The following is a 20,418-nucleotide window of genomic DNA, read 5'->3' on the forward strand; positions in this document are numbered from 1 at the left end:
TTCTGTCATGTCCAGTGTCACGCTGTTGTTGCCGGAGCGTCATTGCTTGCTAGGTACGTTGCGGGGTGACGCGGTTGTGCGGGCGCTGGCGCGTGCTGATCGTATCACTGGGGGTTGTGGGGAGCGTGCTCAATTGGGCCGTCACTTTGAACTTGTTCCTGCGTCCTGGCCAGTGGCCGCCTTGACCCGCCAGATAGATGTTGGTGATGCGGCAGGTGCGGCTTGGGTGCGTGCGGATCCTGCCTATGTGGTTCCGGATATGGGTGCGGCACGGTTGGTGGCCTGTGGTGAGATGTTGGCATTGGACGCTAAGGACCAAGCTGCATTGTTGCCAGAGTTGCAGACCTTGTTCAGTGAAGCCGGTTTGTTGCTGGATGCGCCAACGCCAGCACGGTGGTACGTGCAGCTGACTCCAGAGGCTTGTTTGCCCGCATTCTCCGCCCCGGAGGATGTCCTTGGTGATGACCTGTTTAATCACTTGCCGGATGGTGACATGGGGCGTTGCTGGAGGGCGTTGTTAACCGAGGTCCAGGTGTTATTGCATCAACATGCGTGGAACGTTGAGCGCGTTGCGCGTGGTAAGCAGATGATCAACTCGCTGTGGTTTTGGGGAGCAGGTGTGTTACCGCATACGGTGATGACGCCGCACCGACAGGTGCGCAGTCGTGATGTGCTGCTGCGTGCCTTGGCGAAGGCCTCTGGATCTGATACCGACAGTCTGCACATGGTGGATGCATTGGTTGATCTGCGTCACCTGCGCTCGTTGACGCAATTTAGCGATGAGGTAGTTGCTCCTTTGTTGGCGGCGATGAGGCGTGGCGAATTAAAGCAATTGGTACTGGATTTTCGGGATGGAGAAATTTTCACAATGATCCGTGCGCACCGTTGGCGTTTTTGGTGTGGTGCGCGTACTCAGCTGGCCGATTGAGCGTGCCCAAGATTATTCGCCGTCTCTCTTTACCGCTGGCTGTTTGGCCTGACAATGTGCCGCCATTGCTGCGACGTGTGTACACGGCACGTGGTTGTGCTGATCCGGTGACGGCGCAACCCTGTCTCGCTCAGTTGTTGTCACCCGCCATGCTGAGCAACATGCAGGCAGCCACTGTATTGTTGACTGAGGTCATCAAGGCCAAGGGGCGTATTCTCGTTGTCGGTGATTTTGACTGCGATGGTGCAACTGCCTGTGCGGTTGCGGTGCGTGGTTTGCGTTTGCTTGGCGCGCGTAACGTGATGCATGCGGTCCCCAATCGTATGGTGCATGGTTACGGTTTGTCGTCGGCATTGGTTGAGGAGTTGGCACCGTTGCAGCCAGCGTTGCTTGTTACGGTGGATCACGGCATTGCTTGCCATGCTGGCATTGCTGCTGCTAAGGCCCGCGGTTGGAAGGTGTTGGTGACTGATCACCATTTGCCGGGTGAAACCTTGCCAGCAGCCGATGTCATTGTTAATCCGAATCTGCCTGGCGATTTGTTTCCGAGTAAAACGCTGGCGGGTGTCGGGGTGATCTTTTATGTACTGCTTGCGCTGCGTGCGCGTCTTTATCCTGCTGCTCGTGCTGAGTGCGAAGGTCAAGAAACGCGTATTCACAGTTCTATTTCTCAGAAAAACCGTCCTGATTTGACGTCCTTACTGGATTTAGTTGCGGTCGGGACGGTTGCCGACTTGGTGCCTTTAGATACGAATAATCGTGCTTTGGTTGCTGCCGGCTTGCGCCGGTTGCGTCGTGGTCAAGGGTGTCTCGGACTACGCGCGTTGATCGAGGTCAGTGGCCGTGATGAGTCGCAATTGACCGCTACTGATATTGGTTTTGCATTGAGTCCGCGTCTGAACGCTGCGGGACGGTTGGAGGATATGGCGTTGGGCATTGAATTGTTGCTCACTGAGGATTGGACTCGCGCGCGTGCTATCGCAGCCATGCTTGAGGAGATTAATGCCGCACGCCGTGTGGTACAGCAGGGTATGAGTGACGATGCTGAGCAGGCAGTAGCGCAAGCGATGGCGCAGTCAGGCGGTGTGTTGCCAATGGCGGTGTGCCTGTTCGATCCGGACTGGCATCCAGGAGTGATTGGTTTGGTCGCGTCCAAGATGAAGGACAAAATGCACCGTCCGGTGGTGGCTTTAGCACCGGCTGAGCCGGGAGGTACAGTGTTGCGAGGGTCGGCACGGTCGATCCCAGGACTGCATATCCGCGATGTATTGGTGGCGCTCGACAGTGGTTATCCCGGGATGATTCAGAAATTTGGAGGTCATGCGATGGCGGCCGGCTTGACACTGGATGCGGAGGTGTTGCCGGTGTTCGAACGTGTATTTCGTGCCCAAGTTGAGATGATGGTTGATAAGAATGTGTTGCAGGCTGAGTTGTATAGCGATGGTGAATTGGCGGCCGATGAGCTGGACGCATTACATGCGCGGGCATTGCGGCTGGGTGGGCCATGGGGACAGGGGTTTCCAGAGCCATTGTTTGATGGAGAGTTTGAAGTGCTGCAATGGCGTGTCCTCAAGGAGCGTCATTTGAAAATGGAGGTGCGTTATTCAGGACGGCATGACGCTCTGAACGCTATTTATTTCAACGGCTGGCAGGGTGATCCTCCAGCACGGCGATTGCGTTTGGCATATCGGTTGGTTTGCGACGATTACCGCGGTGGTGATGCGATTCAGTTGATCGTGGAATATGCGGAAGTGATTGAATGTGATGTATTGGGTTCCCAAGCAATTTCCAGTGGCCTACTTGATCCTTAGGTTGGTGCAGATGGAGTGTTGCGATGAGCACGTTCAAACTTATTGAGGGTGGGAAGCTGCTTGAAGAGATGTAGTAGTGGTGGCACTCACGATGCACCAAAAATTGAAATGTCATTGCGTTACATCGTTGCTGAGGATCGCTGAGTCACTTTAGCCTGGGTTTGCCGTTGTCCCTTACTTCTGTGAGGGATGCGCATTTCTAGATGTTGTCTCACATCGTATGTGCTTCAGAATGCTTTATTTGGCTTTCTACCGATCCCTTGTTGGGATGTTTCAGGTTCTTCCTATCTTTGCTTTATCTGTTTCAATGGCTTGCTAACAGGAGCATCTGCCTTGTGTAGACAGCTTATAACGCGTCCTGGGGATGGGCAGGTTTGGGTAGCGAATCTTAGTCTCCGATCTCAGTCTTGGAGTCGGGCGTGTTGTGAGGTGGGCCGTACATGTGTGAAACAGCGTGATGCTCTACTGCTCATCCGTGCGTTCGCTGGTATAGGGACAGGGATGACGGTTTGGAATTGTTGTCACGCTGCTGCTCTCTTGGGCACGTTGCAGAGGTGGTTAGTGACGACATAAAGCCGCTTAGATAGAAAGCTGCGTAGATAGACGAACCGTTTTACGTTGGTTTGGCTTGGTAAACTGATGCGCTTGTTTTCCGGAATCCTGAGATGATCGAAATTAATCCGATACGCCAGCGAATCGCCGATCTGAATGATCGGATGATTTCGCTGAGGGGGTATCTTTGACTATGACGCCAAGAAGGAGCGTCTGGAAGAAGTAACCCGTGAGCTGGAAAGCCCCACGATCTGGAATACTCCAGACTATGCGCAGCAACTGGGCCGGGAACGTTCGCTACTGGATAAGACCGTCACCGGCATTGCTCATGTGCTGAACGGGGTCGCTGAAGCCAGCGAATTTTTGGATCTGGCTGAAATAGAGCAAGATCAGGAGATGTTGCAGGCTGTCCTGAACGACGTGGACATCTATCAACTTCAGGTCGAGAAACTGGAGTTTCAGCGCATGTTTTCCGGGAAGATGGACGGTGCCAATGCGTTTGTTGACATCCAGGCGGGTGCTGGAGGGACCGAGGCCCAAGATTGGGCAGAGATGCTGCTGCGTATGTATTTGCGTTGGGCCGAGGGGCGTGGTTGGAAGGCCGAATTGCTTGAAGTTTCTGGCGGTGAAGTGGCCGGCATCAAATCAGCCACGTTTCGCGTGGAGGGCGATTTTGCCTACGGTTGGTTGAAGACGGAGACTGGGGTGCATCGTTTGGTGCGTAAGTCGCCATTTGATTCGGATAACCGTCGCCATACGAGTTTTACCTCTGTCTTTGTTTCCCCGGAGGTCGATGACAACATCGACATTGAGATTAACCCGGCCGACTTGAAGACCGATGTATACCGCTCCTCTGGGGCTGGTGGTCAGCACGTGAACAAGACTGAGTCTGCAGTACGTATCACCCACGTACCGAGTGGGATTGTGGTGGCCTGCCAGACGGAACGTAGTCAGCATGCTAACCGTGATCGTGCGATGAAGATGCTGGCGGCCAAGTTGTACGAGTCGGAGATCCAGAAGCGGAATGCCGAAAAAGACGTACTTGAGGCCTCTAAGTCTGATATCGGCTGGGGGAGTCAGATTCGCAATTACGTATTGGATCAGAGTCGGATTAAAGATCTTCGTACTGGCGTTGAGCGCAGCGATACTCAGAAAGTACTTGACGGCGATTTAGATGAGTTTATTGAAGCGAGTTTGAAGGCTGGTTTGGAAGCAGGCGCTAAACGCGCCGATGCATGATTCACCTATAGTTTCGGGTGCCGCTACCCTACGGTATCACTTTTGAAGTGTATACGGCATCCAGTATGACGACGTTGCTTTGACTGCGTTATCCGATTTAAAAAAGTATCCGAGTTTCTTTGGTGTCACCCTTATTCCCGAATCTGGAACGTCCTGTGTCCTTTAACGATAGATCATCTTCATGACTGAGCATCTCCCTGCGTCGCAGGTGTCCTTTGACGAGAACGCGCTGATTGCCGAGCGCCGTGCAAAACTTTTAGCACTACGTGCGCAAGGCGTGGCTTATCCGAATGATGTCAAACGCGAGCATTATGCTGCTGATGTGCAGGCAGCATTTGCCAACGTCGAGACATGGACTGCTGAGACCCTGGAGGCGTCAAGCCATCGTGTACGTATGGCTGGCCGATTGATGGCTAAGCGTCTCATGGGCAAGGCCAGCTTTGCTCAGATTCAGGACGAGTCTGGCCGCATCCAGCTGTTAATACAGAGTAACGTGCTTGGTGAGGACAGCTATGCCGCATTCAAGGTGTTGGATGTTGGCGACATCATTGCTGTTGAAGGAGGATTGACCCGCACCAGAACGGGCGAGCTGTCGGTCAAGGTGAATGTTTTGCGACTTTTGACGAAGGCGTTACGTCCATTGCCTGACAAGTGGCACGGGCTGACTGATGTGGAGCAGCGCTACCGCCAGCGCTATGTTGATCTTATTGTGACTCCAGAATCGCGTGAGATCTTCATCAAACGCTCCAAGATCATTCGTGCGCTGCGTACTTGGCTGGATGCGCGTCTTTTCTTGGAAGTAGAGACGCCGATGATGCATTACATCCCAGGAGGTGCTGCGGCTAAGCCGTTTGTGACCTACCACAATGCCTTGGATTTAGAGTTATATCTGCGCGTGGCCCCAGAGTTGTATCTCAAGCGTTTGGTCGTGGGTGGGCTGGAACGGGTTTACGAGATTAACCGCAACTTCCGTAACGAGGGGGTGTCGACCCGGCACAACCCCGAATTTACGATGCTTGAGTTATACGAGGCCTATTCCACCTACCATGAGGTCATGGATCTGGCTGAGACGATGATCCGTGATACTGCACAGTCTGTGCTGGGCACGACCCAGGTGATTTGGGACGGTGCTCAGATTGATCTGGGTCCGATATTCCGGCGTTGGCGCATGGATGAGGCAGTTTGCCATCATAATCCTGAGATGAGCGTTGCCGAGTGTACCGATCGTGATGCATTGCTCCTTCACTGTGAGAGACTCAAGATCAAGGTTAAATCGTCCTACGGTTGGGGTCGATTGCTCTTGAGTATTTTTGAGGCGACTGTTGAGCATACGTTGATCCAGCCGACCTTCATTACGGATCATCCGGTTGAAATCTCTCCTTTAGCGCGCGAAAGCGACATCGAATCAGGGTATACCGATCGCTTCGAACTGTTCATCAATGGGAAGGAAATCGCCAACGGTTTCTCGGAATTGAACGATCCGGAGGAGCAGGCGATGCGCTTCCAAAAGCAGGTTGAAGCCAAAGAAGGGGGGGATGATGAGGCCATGTACTACGATGCCGACTATATTCGCGCTTTGGAGTATGGGATGGCGCCAACCGGAGGGTTAGGGATTGGTGTTGATCGACTGGTGATGCTGCTGACCGGTAGCACCTCAATCCGCGATGTGCTGTTATTCCCTTATATGCGTCCAGAACGTTAATTGATATCCAATCAAAATGTGACGGGAAGCAATTATCGTGAGTCGGATTCAACCTATGCTGCCTGTACATTCCCACTTTTATAGTGGGGCGGGTGACGTACGAAAGTGGGTGGCATACTTCCTTGAAGGGGGCGCGTATGCATGATGTTTTTGCTATGCAGTCCGGTGAATTGTCTTCGCTACAGCATTTGGATAGCTGTGACGCGGTGCATGTGGTATTGAACATTGTGATTGTCGACGATCAGATGTCGGCTAGGACGATGCTCCGCCATGTGATTGAGGACATTGCGCCTCATTTGCAAGTTTTTGACTTCGGTGATCCATCAGAAGCGCTGGCTTGGTGTGAGGTTAGCCAAGTTGATTTATTATTGCTTGATTACCGGATGCCGGATATGGATGGTCTGGAATTCGCTATGCGCCTCCATCAGCTGCCCAATCGCCGCGATATTCCTATTCTATTGATTACCATCGTCGGTGATGAGCCGATCCGTCAGGCTGCGTTGGATGCCGGTGTCATTGATTTTCTGATTAAACCGATCCGTCCTCGTGAACTACGCGCCCGTTGCAATAACTTATTGCAGCTACGCCAGCATAGTGAAAGGGCGAAACAACGTGTGCTGTCCTTGGAGCAGCGGTTGCGCGCTGTGATGAGTGAGTTCGAAGAACGGGAGCGTGAAACCGTCTCCCGTTTAGCTCGGGCGGTTGAGTACCGCCATATCAGCAGCAGTACCTATCTCGAGCGCATGTCGCAGGTCGCCGGATTAATTGCTGAGCAACTTGGTCTGTCTGAGGAAGAGGTGCGACTTATCCAGAGTGCCGCACCGCTTCATGATATTGGCAAGATTGCCATTCCCGATGCGGTGTTGCTTAAGCGGAGCACGTTGAACGAGGAGGAGATGGCCATGATGCGTCGGCATCCGCGTATTGGTTGCGAGTTGCTGAGTGGCAGCCAGAACCGTTGTATCCAGCTGGGTGCATTGATTGCGTTGCGCCATCACGAGCGTTACGACGGCAGTGGCTATCCAGATGGCTTGGTGGGTGAGGCTATTCCTTTGGAAGCGCGTATTGTTGCTTTGGCTGATGTATTTGACGCATTGATCTCATTGCGGCCTTACAAGCAGGCGTGGACTATGGAGGCGGCCATCACCTATTTGTACGCGCAGCGTGGGCGTTTATTTGATCCACATTGTGTCGACGCTCTCATCAGGGGGCGCGATCAACTACAACGCATTTGCGTTAAGTTCTCCACTGCTTTGGCCAGGCCGGGAGTGTGGGATGCTAAAGAAAGCTAAATGGATATGCAGTCGGCTATCGCAGCGGCCAGATAGTGAGCATGTACAAAATTTAATCAGATTTCTTATCGCCTCGCTCTTCATCATCTACTTGAGCGTATGTTGGCATGGCGAAACGGATCTCAATACATCGCGGGTCATCTGGTTGGTGTTGCTGTCCGATCTTGGCGTGTCGCTGGCGCTGATGCTTGCGATTGTCATGCATCCGCAGATCTCGCACGTGCGGCGTTGTATTGGCATCATTGCCGACTACACATCACTGACGGTGCTGATGTTGCTGATGGGCGAGGCGGGTTCACCGCTGTATGTCCTATGTTTGTGGGTAACCATCGGTAATGGCTTACGTTATGGCAGTGTGTATTTGCTGGTCACTACGACCCTTGGTGCGTTGAGTTTCCTGACGGTGATCCTCGTTTCAGCGTACTGGAAGTCGAATCCGTTTCTGGCTTGGGGATTACTGATTGGTCTGATTGCCATCCCTTGGTATTTCCAGTCTCTGTTGAAGGCATTGATCCAAGCCCTTAACGATGCACGTCATGCTAATGAGGCTAAGAGTCGCTTCTTGGCTAATATGAGCCATGAATTTCGCACGCCGCTGAATGGTTTGTCGGGTATGACGGAGGTGCTGGCCACAACGCGTTTGGATGCCGAGCAAAGGGAATGCTTGAAAGCGATCCAGGCATCGGTACACAGCGTGTTGTCCTTGATTGAGGAAGTGCTCGACATCTCAAGAATTGAGGCAGGTAAGATCCGTATCCTCCACGATACTTTCTCCTTGAAGGAGGTGATTGGCAGTGTCGGTCTGATCCTGCAACCACAGATCCGCAATAAAGCCTTGGAATATCGTGTCGATGTGGGGTTGGATGTTCCCGAATGGTTGTTCGGCGATGCTGGCTATGTGCGTCAGGTCTTATTGAACATTGTCGGTAATGCGGTCAAGTTTACCGAGCGTGGTCGGATTACATTGTGTGTCAGCGTGTTGAACCGTTCTAGACAGCACAGTGTGGTGTTGCGTTTTGAAGTTGCAGATACTGGCATTGGTGTGCCATTGGGAATGCGGAATCGGCTTTTCGACGTGTTCGAGCAGGCTGATGTTGGTTTGGATCGCCGTTATCAAGGAAGCGGACTGGGTACCACGATTGCCAAGGGTTTAATTGAATTGATGGGTGGAAGCATCGGGTTTGAGGAGAACGTCCCTTGTGGGAGCTTGTTTTGGTTCGAATTGCCGTTTGAACTTGCCAAGAAACAGGTGGTTGCGCAAGAGGTATCCGAAGCATCGCAGTGTACCGAACCGAGTAACGTTATCGCATTTTCCAATCCATTCCTACGGCATCGTGCTCGTGTCAAGAGCATGCGCGTGCTGGTTGCTGATGACCATGAAACTAACCGCATGGTGTTATCCAGAATCCTTGATAAGGCGGGACACAAGCTGTTATGCGTGGATGGTGCGGAAGCAGTGTTGGATTGTTTGATCAGTATGGAATTCGATGTTGTGATCATCGACCTGCACATGCCTGGAATGAGCGGTTTGGACATGCTCAAACAGTTGCGGGTCATGCAAAGTTCCAGTCTGCCTTATACACCGGTGCTTGTGCTGAGTGCCGATGCGACGTCCGATTCGATCCGCTGTTGTGAAGAGGCAGGAGCGCGTGCTTTTCTGTCCAAACCCGTGCTTGCTACTAAATTGCTGGATGTACTTGCCGAAATTGCTGAAGGGGATGGTGGTGCATTACCTTACGCTGCATTATCGCAATCCTCAGTTCAGCAGCATCAGGTGTTCGATCCGGCGGGTTTGGATGATCTGGCTGAGTTGAATATGGACGATGATTTCGAAGAGCGGTTCATAGTTCAGTCTTTTCGAGATGCCGAACACTGCCAGCAGACAATGTTGTCTGCCGCTGAAACCAACCAGTGGCAGGAGGTGCGGGAAGAAGCGCATGCACTGCGTGGTGTGCTTGGTCATCTTGGTTTAATGCGCGCTTCGTCGCTGGCGGCAGAGTTGATGCGTATCCCAGATTGGCAGTTGCAATTGGAGTGGTGTGCTCTTGTCCAAATGCTGGATGAAGCACTGCTGTGTGGTCGTGATGCGCTTGAAGCGCGCCGACAGGAACGCCGGCGCAGTGGGGTTTTACGATGATCATCAGCACAGCTTTAAGTGCTCAGTTTTTTAGTGCTGTGTTTTTGTGAGTCTGCTGGGCGCGGATCAGGCGCTCCATAGTTCGGAGTGATTTGTTACTTAGTTTCAATGCACTGTCTACCCAGAGTTCGGTGATGCGTATCATTTCTTCTAAAGAGACTTCGTGTGCGATTTTTTTCACCTCCTGCATGGCTGCCCAAGTATATTGACGGCGTTTGCTGTCACGGATGATTTGCTCGACTGCTTCTATCCCCTTGCCGCGCGGTACTACTTTGTCGATCAGCCCAATCGCCAATAATTCTTCGGAACTGTAGAGATTGCCCTCAAGGATGAGGCGTTCGGCCAGTTTAGGAGAGATGCGTTGACGCATGAAAGAGTAGGCTCCCATGCCTGGGAAAAGATCGAACAATACTTCAGGAAAACCCATCATCACACCTTCTTCAGCTACGATGGTATGGCAACAGAGCGCAGCTTCGAAGCCTCCTCCAAGCGCATTGCCTTGGAGCAGCGCGATGCTATGCACATTAGCATTGAGCCCAGCATGGAACGCATAGGCTCCACGCACACAGCGGCAGGCATAGTCCAATAATGCTTCACGCTCCTTACGGCGTATCAGGTCACAAAAAAGCTGCAGATCCCCGCCTAAATTAAATACATTGCTGTCCGAGGCGAGAACAACGAATGGTAATTGAACCGTTTGTTCCTTTAAACGTTGTCTAAGTACGGATTGATAATTCATGATGTCATCAATCAGTTTTAAGGAAAAATAGGCGGCTCCCGTGGTTCTGGCGAGATGAGCATGCATATAGATCCAGTACACATTGCGATGGGTTTCTTCGATGATGCGAATGGATGATTCGCATATGGGGTGAGGAATGGGATGTACAGCGGACATTTATTGTTCTCCGTAATGGTAGTCCGGTCGGCCATGTTGCGGACGTAGAAGCGGGAAGTGACGGTGTTGGCCGACACTTGATTCTATGTGCGCAAAAAACACTATTTGCCGCTTCTCTCTCTGCATTGGGCTGGTTTTATCGTTTTATTTGCTAGATCTCAGTACGAATAGATCAGTGACAGGAATAGGGCGGTCATCAATCGTTAGATTGGCAGTAGAATTCCCAGAAATGCCACGTACCGTAAATGGCTTTACTCTTGAGTGAAAACAGTAACGCTAATGTCCGCTTCCCCTACAGCCGAGCGCTGGATCGTTCTAAAATTTGGTGGTACTTCCGTATCGCGTCGTCATCGCTGGGACACCATTGCGATGGTGGTGAGGAAGCGCCTTGAAGAGCATGGAACACGTGTACTGATCGTGGTTTCGGCGCTGTCTGGCGTGACCAATGAACTGACGGCGATTGCTCAAGGTGTTGTGGACAGTGCCAAGCGCGTCACTGCATTGGAGCAGCGTCATCGCGATTTTTTGGTTGAGCTTGGGTTAGATGCGCAAGCTGTGCTCGGCACGCGTTTCGCCATGTTGTCGGATCTTCTGCAAGATGCGCGTGCGGTGACGCGGTCACTGGACTGGCAGGCTGAGTTGTTAGGGCAAGGTGAACTGTTGTCTTCCACACTCGGTGCGGCCTACCTGGGTGCTTCGGGTATTGATATCGGTTGGATGGATGCACGTGACTGGCTGACCGCTTTACCACCACAGCCCAACCAGAGTGAATGGTCGCAACGTCTTTCTGTCTCCTGTCAATGGAAGTCTGATGTGGAGTGGCGTACACGTTTCGATGCCCAACGTGCTCAGGTATTGATCACTCAAGGGTTTATCTCACGTCATCAAGATGGTGGTACCGCCATCCTGGGACGTGGTGGTTCGGACACGTCAGCAGCATATTTTGGTGCGCTACTTGGTGCGGCGTGTGTTGAGATCTGGACTGATGTACCAGGGATGTTCAGTGCGAACCCGAAGGAGGTCCCTGATGCGCGTTTGCTGACGCGCCTGGATTACTACGAGGCACAGGAGATCGCCACAACTGGCGCGAAGGTGTTGCATCCGCGTTCGATCAAACCATGCCGTGATACTGGCGTGCCGATGCTGATTCTAGATACTGAGCGGCCCGATGTGTTGGGGACCCGTATTGATGCTGAAGTTGAGCCGGTGCTTGGAGTCAAGGCGATTAGCCGTCGTGATGGCATTGTATTAGTGTCGATGGAAGGGATCGGCATGTGGCAGCAGGTGGGTTTTCTTGCTGACGTATTTACATTGTTCAAGAAACACGGATTGTCGGTGGACCTCATCGGATCGGCAGAAACCAATGTTACTGTGTCCTTGGACCCCTCCGAGAACCTGGTTAACACCGACGTACTGACTGCATTGTCAACCGATTTATCACAGATCTGCAAAGTCAAAATTATTGTGCCTTGCGCTGCGATCACTTTGGTCGGGCGTGGTATGCGTTCCCTGCTGCATAAACTCTCTGAGGTATGGGCTACGTTCGGTAAAGAACGTGTCCACATGATCTCGCAGTCTTCCAATGATCTTAATCTCACCTTTGTGATTGATGAGACTGATGCGGACGGATTATTGGCGGTGCTGCATTTCAAATTGATCGAAAGTGGTGCAATGCCTGTCCAAGATCGTGCCGTGTTTGGTTCGCCTTGGCGCGAGATCATCGGGCACGTACGTACGCGGGTCATGCCTTGGTGGCACAGTGCCCGCATGCGTTTACTGGCCATGAGAGATGAAGAGGGCATTGGTCCTTGCTACGTCTACCATTTGCCGACAGTGCGCGAACGTGCGCGGCAATTGAATGCAGTAGCTGCCGTGGATCAGTGCTACTACGCCATCAAGGCCAACCCGCATCCGGCCATTCTCCGTACCCTGATTGAAGAAGGCTTTGGACTAGAGTGCGTGTCATTGGGTGAATTGCGTCACGTGTTTGAAGTGGTGCCACACTTGGTTCCGTCGCGTGTGTTATTCACTCCAAGTTTCGCCTCACGTGTGGAGTACGAGCAGGCATTCTTACTAGGTGTCAATGTGACCTTGGACAATGTCGAGGCCTTGCGCTTATGGCCGGAGGTATTCCGTGAACGGACGTTATGGTTACGTATCGATTTGGGTTACGGCGATGGACATCACGAGAAGGTCACCACCGGTGGTAAGACATCTAAATTTGGCCTTTCGGTCACGCGGATTGATGAATTTATCGATGTTGCCAAGACACTGAACATAACCGTGACCGGCCTGCATGCCCATCTTGGCAGTGGCGTGGAGAGCGGCAACCATTGGTCTCGCATGTACGATGAGTTGGCTGGTTTTGCCTCCCGCATCGGGAGTGTGTCTACCCTGGATATCGGCGGCGGCTTACCGATCCCGTACCGGCCTGATGATGAACCATTTGACGTGGGGGCGTGGGGAGCAAGTTTGGCTGAAGTCAAAGCCTTGCATCCCAAATTTCAATTGGTGATTGAGCCGGGCCGCTTCCTTGTAGCCGAAGCGGGCGTGCTCTTGACCAGGGTCACCCAAGTGATTGAAAAAGATGACATCCTTCGGGTTGGCCTGGAGGCTGGCATGCATACCCTGATTCGTCCGGCCCTTTACGATGCCTGGCACGGCGTGGAGAACCTCACCCGCTTGGATGAGACACCCCATGTACTGTGCGATGTCGTGGGTCCTATTTGCGAGTCATCCGACGTGTTTGGCCGTCGCCGTCACCTTCCAGCCGCCACCGCCTCCGGTGATTTAATGTTGATTGCAGATGCTGGCGCCTATGGTTTCTCGATGGCCAGCACTTACAATCTGCGCGGCCTGCCGGCCGAGGTCGTGCTTGATGCCTGAGTGGTGTTGTGGTCCGGTTGTAACGACAATCATGCAGGTTGTGCATCCTGTTACATGCGGACTGTTGACCTGTCCGTTCAGGGATTTTTCATGACGTCCACTTTTGATACATCCCAGATCTCTGCATTTCGCTTTGTGCGCTGCACATTGGATGCACAGACCGGCGTTGTTTCTTTGGTGTATGCCTTTGACCAGGGACCGGAATTTGTGGAAAAAATCATGGTTCCGGGCGCTCCGTTTGCCTTGGAGGGGCAGCGCGCCGAGGCCGTACGCCAGGCATTGCGCCTGCTGCACCTGATTGCTGGTGTGAGTTATTACAAAGCAATCGTTCCGTCCACAGTGACGATGGATGATGATTCCATAGATGCTGAGACTGCTGCCCTTGTGGAGGAGGTGTACTTGTATGGACTGAGCGAATTCGCATATCGCAATGGATTGAACCTGCATGGTCGCTTCCAATTGCCGGTGCAAGCCACCGGGGCAATGGCCCCTGCACCGCAGCTCGGTTTGCGTGAACACGCTCTGGTAGCGATTGGTGGCGGTAAGGATTCCTTGGTCAGTATTGAGGCATTGCGTGTCGCCGGTATGCAGCAAACGGTGGTGTGGATCGGTGCTTCGCAATTGATCCGTGCCTGCGCTGAGCGCTCAGAACTTCAGATGCTCAACGTTGGACGTACCTTAGCGCCAGAATTATTCGCGTTAAACCGCAAAGGTGCCTGGAACGGACATATCCCGGTGACCGCCATCAACTCGGCAATCTTGGTATTAGTTGCCTTACTACATGGTGTCGATCAAGTTGTATTTTCCAACGAGCGTTCCGCCAGCTATGGCAGTGTTATCCCCGGCACCGGCGAAGTGAACCATCAATGGTCCAAGAGCTGGGCATTCGAGCAGCATTTCAGTGACTATGTACAGCGCCGTGTTGCTGCTGACCTGCGTTACTACTCCTTATTGCGTCCTCTCTCGGAATTGGCAGTAGCGCGGCAGTTTGCACACTGTGCCCGCTACGATGCCTATTTCTCGAGTTGCAATCGTAATTTCCACATCTTGGGTGAACGTCCCGCGCATCGTTGGTGCGGACAGTGTCCCAAGTGCCATTTTGTGTTCTTGGCGTTGGCACCGTTCATGCCCAAGACCCGCCTCGTAGGGATCTTTGGCCGTAACTTGTTGGATGATGCTAGCCAAGCCAGCGGTTTTGATGCCTTGCTGGAATGGCAGGATTACAAGCCTTTCGAGTGTGTCGGCGAAGCACGCGAGTCTCGTACCGCGCTGGCCGTGCTGGCGACACGTGCGGAATGGAAGGAAGATGCTTTGGTGATGCGCTTCATGCGTGAAATCCAGCCGCATCTGGATCCTGCACAGTTACAGTTAGACCCCTTGCTGACGTTGTCCGATGAGCATCGCATCCCAGCATCCCTATGGGAGTCCATGAGTGCGCATTTCCGCACTTGAAGGCTGCCGTGTCGCGTTGTGGGGCTGGGGGCGCGAAAGTCGTGCCGCTTACCGTGCATTTCGTGCCGCGTTTCCGAAACAACCATTAACGTTGTTCTGCACGATTGCCGAAGCGACTGAGGTGCAGGCGCTGGCTGATCCGGTACTGTCCATTGAAACCGAAGTGAGTGTTCCACGGCTTGCCGCCTTCGATGTGGTGATTAAATCGCCAGGCATCAGTCCTTACTCTCCGCTGGCTGTTGCTGCTACCGCCGCGGGAGCGCATTTCATTGGTGGCACCCAATTGTGGTTTGCAGCGCACGCCGATACGGATGGCGTGGTTCCTGGTGCCGTGTGCGTCACTGGGACTAAAGGCAAAAGCACGACAACGGCACTGCTGGCGCACCTGTTGCGCGCTGCGGGGCATTGCACGGCATTGGCTGGCAACATTGGCCTGCCGTTACTGGAGTTGCTAACACCGCAGCCGGCACCCGAGTATTGGGCCATCGAATTGTCCAGTTATCAGACCGCAGATGTGGCAGGCAGTGGGGCGCGTCCCGCGCTGGCGTTGGTGTTGAATGTGTTTCCCGAGCACTTGGATTGGCATGGCGGCGAGCAGCGCTATATCAATGACAAGCTCAGCCTGGTGACTGTGGCGCGTCCCCCCATCGCCTTGCTCAATGCCGCCGATCCGCGGTTGGCGTCGCTGGTATTGCCACAGAGTGATCTGCGTTGGTTCAACCAGCGTGATGGCTGGCACGTGCGCGGTCAGGTGGTGTACCGGGGTGAGCAGGCCGTGCTGGATACTGCATTAATTCCGTTGCCTGGAGCGCACAATGGCAGCAATGTCTGTGCAGTGTTGGCCACACTCGAAGCGCTGGGGCTGAATGCGGTGGCCTTGGCACCTGCCGCCTGCAATTTCCGTCCGCTACCCAACCGGCTGCAATTTTTGGGGGAGCGCGATGGCATTCTCTGGGTCAATGATTCGATCAGCACGACGCCGCATGCCACCTTGGCGGCGCTGGATTGCTTCCTCGGGCGTCGCCGCGTCGCCGTATTGGTGGGTGGGTATGATCGGGGAGTGAATTGGGAATGTTTTGCTGCCCGGATAACACGGAAAGTACCACTGGACATTGTCACGATGGGAGCCAACGGGCCACATATCCAGGCACTGCTGGCGCCATTGGCAGCAGGTCGATTTGGATTACATGCGGCGGTGGATCTTCCGCATGCGGTGGCGTTGGCACGCACGGCGTTGGGTGCGCAGGGGGGGGTGTTATTACTTTCTCCTGGAGCACCGAGTTTTGGTGCTTATCAGGACTACGTGGAGCGAGGTCGCCACTTTGCTATTTTGGCGGGGTTCGATCCGGAGGTGATCAGCAGCATTTCTGGTCTTGGCATTGCTTGAGCTGAGGTCAGATAGATTGAAACGATGATGCTCCCGCCAAGCCAAGTGTTGCAGCATTGCCTGTTCACATGATCCGCACGCATTTCATGCAGTCTTGCTGGGAGCTGGCTATGACACGCTGCGCACACATGTTCTTACATGGTTTCAGATGCCTGCCATGAGCAGCATGGTATGGGAGGTTCAGGCACAGCTGCCAATAGAAAAACGCCCTAAACCTTTGCGGCTGGGCGTTTGGGGTGAATCGGGTGAACCATGTGGTCTACCGGATTCTGATGATGGTGCCCAAGAGAGGACTCGAACCTCCACGGTTTTACCCGCTAGTACCTGAAACTAGTGCGTCTACCAATTCCGCCACCTGGGCTTTTCAAGGCGTTGGATTATGAAAAGCCCCCTAAGCGCTGTCAAGGGAGCCGCCGTGCTGAGTCCGGTGTGTGCAATGCGGTGTTGATATGGTGAGTCGCGGGGGATGTTTGATGAGGTTGCGTGCGGTGGCGATGTATCATGCCCTGCTGTTGCTTTGAGTCCTCACATACCTATGCCATGGATGCGTTTTGAAGCGATTGGGTTGCTATCGATCTATAACGGGATTCTTACGTTGAGATCGGTTCGATCTCCTGTTGTGCTAGAGCATGTTTGCACATTTTTATTTACACATTCTCTAAATGCGTAGGTATGTGAGCATGGCAATTGATATGTGCTGACTGTTTCGTGTTTATTGGTCCTGTTTCCAGTGTTGTCAGCTTTGCAACATACCGATGATGTGTCGATCTAGATGACGATCCGATCCATTTCCAGGTGGCCTTTAGTTCTTATCGAGGATGTCGCTTGATTCGTATGATGACTCGCACCTGCGGTATTCATGTCATGAGTGTATTGTTTGGTGACCGCGTTCTGGTCAATGAATGGGGAGATGGATGTCCTGGGATACCCTGCGATGTGTGAATCAAGTCGTATGTATGAGTCATTCTGTTGCATGGGATGACGAGATATCGGCAAGCTTGCGGATATGACTGATTCTTTGCGATCTATTCATGTTGTGGCAGCTGTGATTGCTGATGTGCGAGGACGCTTGCTGCTGAGTAGGCGTACCGAGAACAGCGATATGCCTGGCTTGTGGGAATTTCCAGGGGGAAAGCGTGAGTCTGGTGAGACATCCGAGCAGGCGTTGGCCCGCGAGTTGTATGAGGAACTTGGGATCAGCGCTGACGTTGGCGAGTGGTTGATGGAGGTGCCGCAGTTGTATCCGGGTAAACGTCTGCGTCTGGAGGTGAGGCGGGTGCGTGCTTGGAAGGGGGGGCTGCGGGGACGTGAGGGACAGGCGTTGACGTGGGTCGAACCCGATAAATTGTTGCGTTATTCGATGCCGCCGGCTGATCAGCCGGTCGTGGGGATGTTGCGTCAACCAGACCGTTATTTGGTGACACCTGAGCCTGGGGAGCAGGATGCTGAGTGGTTGGATGCAGTGGAGCATGCGTATCGGCTTGGCATTGAGCGGATCCAGCTGCGCATGCGTCAACACGATCCGGTGCGTTGGTCGGGGTTGGTGCGCCAAGCAGTGCAACGTCGTGGCCGTGCCCATGTGGAAGTGTTGCTGAATCGCGATATTGCTTTGGCCGAGGCCTTGGGTATCGGGGTGCATTTGGGGGCTGAACAGTTGGCTGTGTTGGATGCGCGTCCGTTGCCGGTTGGGTTGCCGGTCGGTGCGTCGTGTCATTGCCTGGCCGATTTGTGCCATGCCCAGCGCATTGGGTGTGATTTTGCGGTGCTCGGCCCGGTGTTACCGACGGAGAGTCATCCTGGTGCAGTGACATTGGGGTGGGAGAGGTTTGAGCAGTTGCGCGAGCAGGTTGCATTGCCAATCTATGCGATCGGTGGGATGTGCGCTGATCAGGTCAAGGAAGCACGGCGTCATGGTGCGCAAGGGATTGCTGCCATGCGTGGTTTGTGGCCGGGGGGAGCGAAGCAATAAGGCGTGGCTACTGTTGCTGTATGTGATGCAGTGGTGGGCGTGCTGTGGTGGCTTCAATAGCCTAAGCGTTGCAGCACTTGGGTGCTTGGTTTGGCTAGGTTGAGCGTGTAGAAGTGCAGCCCCGGTGCGCCGCCAGCGATTAGCCGCTCACATAGTGCGGTCACGACGTCGGCACCGAACGCGCGTATCGATTTGGTGTCGTCGCCGTAAGCCTGCATTTTTTTTGTAATCCAGCGAGGTATTTCGGCGCCGCATTGTTCGGAGAAATGGCGCAACTGGTCAAAGTTGGAGATGGGCATGACTCCGGCAACAATGGGGATGGTGACGCCCAGGCGCTGCACTGCGTCGACGAAGTGGAAATAGGCGTCTGGGTTGTAAAAGTATTGAGTGATTGCCGCATCGGCGCCTGCATCGACTTTGGCTTTGAAATAGTGAAGGTCGTTCAGTGTGTTGCTGGCTTGTGGGTGGGTTTCCGGGTATGCGCCGATCTCTAGGTGGAAGTGATCGCCATGCTCGGCACGGATGAAGGTAATCAGGTCAGCTGCGTAGCGGAGGTCGCCGGGGTGGCCCATGCCCGAGGGGAGATCGCCGCGTAGCGCCACGATGCGTTGGCAGCCAATCGCGCGGTACAGTTTGAGAAGTTCGCGGATTTCTTGGCGACTGCCGCCCACACAGGACAGATGCGGTGCGGCGTCAAAGCCGTGGTGTTGGCTGAGATGGCGCACTGTTTCTGAGGTGTAACTGAGTGTGGAGCCACCGGCGCCGAAGGTGCAGGAGACATATTCTGGTGCGAATGCGCGTAGCCGGTTTGCTGTCCTGTCCAACTGTGCGCGTTGATCGTCGTTTTTGGGTGGATAAAACTCGAAGCTGATTGGAATCATGGCAACGTGATCGGTGGGGCTGGATTATTCTATCTCTTCATCCGGATGAATGTGAAATTCGGTGTCTTTGTTGCTGCTAGAGGTAGGGGGCGTGACGGTGAAGGGAATGCAGGACAGGATAATTAAGGCGGATAGGGTTAATTTGATCGCTCATCCGTAAAAACAGTAGATCAAGAAATACTGCAGAAGCTGCCAAATGGGCAGTCAAGTCATGATGTCCATCATTGCCCTGTTTTTGTGGATCACATCTTAAATAAGAGTGCCTCAAAATACGGGAGTTCTTGGGGTGCCAGATTCAAATATGGCCGAAGCAGGTATTGGTTACTGCGGATGTGTTGTTTTCTTTTGTAAATGAAAGTGGTTATTTTTCAGAACAAGGCACCGCCAAGCATATTTTGTTTTCTAATGAAGAGACATGCTGACGGTGCTTGTACGAATCACTCTTGAGTTTGTTGCAATCTTGATGGGGAATCCCAAGATGTTTTGTTTTCTATTTCCCTAATTCAAATTTGATATTGAGTGAAACGCCGATGCTGTTTTCACCAAGGGAGATTGGGGTTTCTGTATTGTCTTTCATTGCGCGGGTGAACATCACTTTCATTGGACGTGAGTCGCCGCCGCGGCTCTCGGAGATATCAATTACTCGGCGTACCTTAAGGCCCAGACGGTCAGCATAGGACTTGGCTTGTGCTTGGGCTTTTTGTAATGCGGAGAGGCGCGCTTCGTCGTAGGCCGATTCAATCTGGTCGATCTCAAAGCTTGGGCCATTGAGTTGGCTGACGCCGTTGGTTGTCAAAATGTCGATAATTTTACCGAGCTTGGTAAGGTCACGTACCTTGATGTTGATGGTATTGCTGGCTTGGTAACCGGTGAGTTTTTGGCCAAGCTTTTCTTGATAGACGTATTGCGGGTAAAGCGAAATGCTGCTGGTTTGCACATCATTATTGGGGATGCCTGCAGCCTTGATGCCGGCCATCACCCGGCTCATTCGCTCGGCGTTTTGGCTCATGGCGGCGTTGCTGCTGGGGTCCTTGGTGAACACGCTTGCCGATAGGTTGGCGGTGTCCGGGGTGCGCTTGCTCTCTCCTTCTGTGGAAATGCTGAGTAAGGTTGCATCGTTGGGCAGGTTGCAGCTGGAAGAGTCGTGAGCATGGGCTCTTGTGGCCAATCCCGTGAACAGGGACAGGGCAATTAGTACTGGTGGTAATGCAATACGCATCAATTTTTCCTTGGTTGGTGAATACACTGTGAGTCAGTGAGATGTGTCGCTAATGAATAAATTGTGAT

At 53.3% G+C, this 20,418-nt stretch carries 13 protein-coding genes and 1 tRNA gene; 10 read left to right on the plus strand and 4 right to left on the minus strand.

Going from position 1 to position 20,418, the window contains the following annotated elements; translation table 11 throughout:
- The first annotated feature begins 7 nt into the window (after positions 1 to 7).
- From F7G16_RS02090 to F7G16_RS02115, 6 genes are all read left to right on the plus strand, one after another.
- Entirely contained in the window at positions 8 to 928 is a 921-nt protein-coding gene (locus F7G16_RS02090; RefSeq protein ID WP_004089998.1) for a hypothetical protein, read from the plus strand.
- Entirely contained in the window at positions 898 to 2,739 is a 1,842-nt protein-coding gene (gene recJ, locus F7G16_RS02095) for a single-stranded-DNA-specific exonuclease RecJ (RefSeq protein ID WP_038232083.1), read from the plus strand. The genes F7G16_RS02090 and recJ overlap by 31 nt, the downstream gene beginning before the upstream one ends.
- Before the next feature lie 665 nt (positions 2,740 to 3,404).
- A protein-coding gene (gene prfB / locus F7G16_RS02100; RefSeq protein ID WP_100206163.1) for a peptide chain release factor 2 occupies positions 3,405 to 4,530 on the plus strand; the annotation gives its coding sequence in 2 pieces (ribosomal slippage) (positions 3,405 to 3,479 and positions 3,481 to 4,530; 1,125 coding nt in all).
- Between the two features lie 181 nt (positions 4,531 to 4,711).
- On the plus strand, positions 4,712 to 6,232 hold the full coding sequence (gene lysS / locus F7G16_RS02105) for a lysine--tRNA ligase (protein ID WP_004090013.1): 1,521 nt from the start codon (positions 4,712 to 4,714) through the stop codon (positions 6,230 to 6,232).
- Positions 6,233 to 6,387: 155 nt separating this feature from the next.
- Positions 6,388 to 7,524 carry a cyclic di-GMP phosphodiesterase response regulator RpfG gene (gene rpfG, locus F7G16_RS02110; protein WP_042466552.1) on the plus strand — a complete coding sequence of 379 codons (1,137 nt, stop codon included), beginning with the start codon at positions 6,388 to 6,390 and terminating at the stop codon, positions 7,522 to 7,524.
- Positions 7,508 to 9,661: a response regulator gene (locus F7G16_RS02115; protein WP_004090024.1), complete on the plus strand. Its 2,154-nt coding sequence runs from the start codon at positions 7,508 to 7,510 to the stop codon at positions 9,659 to 9,661. Before rpfG ends, F7G16_RS02115 begins: the two co-directional genes overlap by 17 nt.
- Before the next feature lie 22 nt (positions 9,662 to 9,683).
- On the opposite strand, the gene rpfF is transcribed toward F7G16_RS02115, so the two are convergent.
- A complete protein-coding gene (rpfF, locus tag F7G16_RS02120) occupies positions 9,684 to 10,556 on the minus strand; it encodes a diffusible signal factor synthase RpfF (protein ID WP_004090025.1) in 873 nt (290 codons plus the stop codon).
- A 279-nt stretch (positions 10,557 to 10,835) separates the two neighbouring features.
- On the opposite strand from rpfF, the gene F7G16_RS02125 reads away from it, so the two are divergent.
- From F7G16_RS02125 to murD, 3 genes are all read left to right on the plus strand, one after another.
- The gene (locus F7G16_RS02125) at positions 10,836 to 13,442 is read left to right on the plus strand and encodes a bifunctional aspartate kinase/diaminopimelate decarboxylase (RefSeq protein WP_004090027.1); all 2,607 of its coding nucleotides are present in this window, start codon (positions 10,836 to 10,838) and stop codon (positions 13,440 to 13,442) included.
- A gap of 90 nt (positions 13,443 to 13,532) precedes the next feature.
- A complete protein-coding gene (gene murL / locus F7G16_RS02130) occupies positions 13,533 to 14,894 on the plus strand; it encodes a UDP-N-acetyl-alpha-D-muramoyl-L-alanyl-L-glutamate epimerase (protein ID WP_004090028.1) in 1,362 nt (453 codons plus the stop codon).
- Positions 14,875 to 16,281, plus strand: coding sequence for a UDP-N-acetylmuramoyl-L-alanine--D-glutamate ligase (gene murD, locus F7G16_RS02135; RefSeq protein WP_004090031.1), 1,407 nt, complete (start codon positions 14,875 to 14,877; stop codon positions 16,279 to 16,281). Before murL ends, murD begins: the two co-directional genes overlap by 20 nt.
- Positions 16,282 to 16,557: 276 nt before the next feature.
- Here murD and F7G16_RS02140 read toward each other — a convergent pair.
- Positions 16,558 to 16,642 (minus strand) — tRNA-Leu (locus tag F7G16_RS02140).
- Positions 16,643 to 17,287: 645 nt separating this feature from the next.
- Between F7G16_RS02140 and F7G16_RS02145 the strand changes: the two genes are divergently transcribed.
- A complete protein-coding gene (locus F7G16_RS02145; protein ID WP_004090037.1) occupies positions 17,288 to 18,250 on the plus strand; it encodes a Nudix family hydrolase in 963 nt (320 codons plus the stop codon).
- A gap of 53 nt (positions 18,251 to 18,303) precedes the next feature.
- Here the strand turns inward: F7G16_RS02145 and metF are convergent, their stop codons facing one another.
- Positions 18,304 to 19,131, minus strand: coding sequence for a methylenetetrahydrofolate reductase [NAD(P)H] (metF, locus tag F7G16_RS02150; protein ID WP_004090038.1), 828 nt, complete (start codon positions 19,129 to 19,131; stop codon positions 18,304 to 18,306).
- Between the two features lie 490 nt (positions 19,132 to 19,621).
- Positions 19,622 to 20,350 carry an SIMPL domain-containing protein gene (locus F7G16_RS02155; RefSeq protein ID WP_004090040.1) on the minus strand — a complete coding sequence of 243 codons (729 nt, stop codon included), beginning with the start codon at positions 20,348 to 20,350 and terminating at the stop codon, positions 19,622 to 19,624.
- Between the last annotated feature and the right edge of the window lie 68 nt (positions 20,351 to 20,418).

It is taken from the genome of Xylella fastidiosa (genome assembly GCF_011801475.1).
GTDB lineage: Bacteria > Pseudomonadota > Gammaproteobacteria > Xanthomonadales > Xanthomonadaceae > Xylella > Xylella fastidiosa.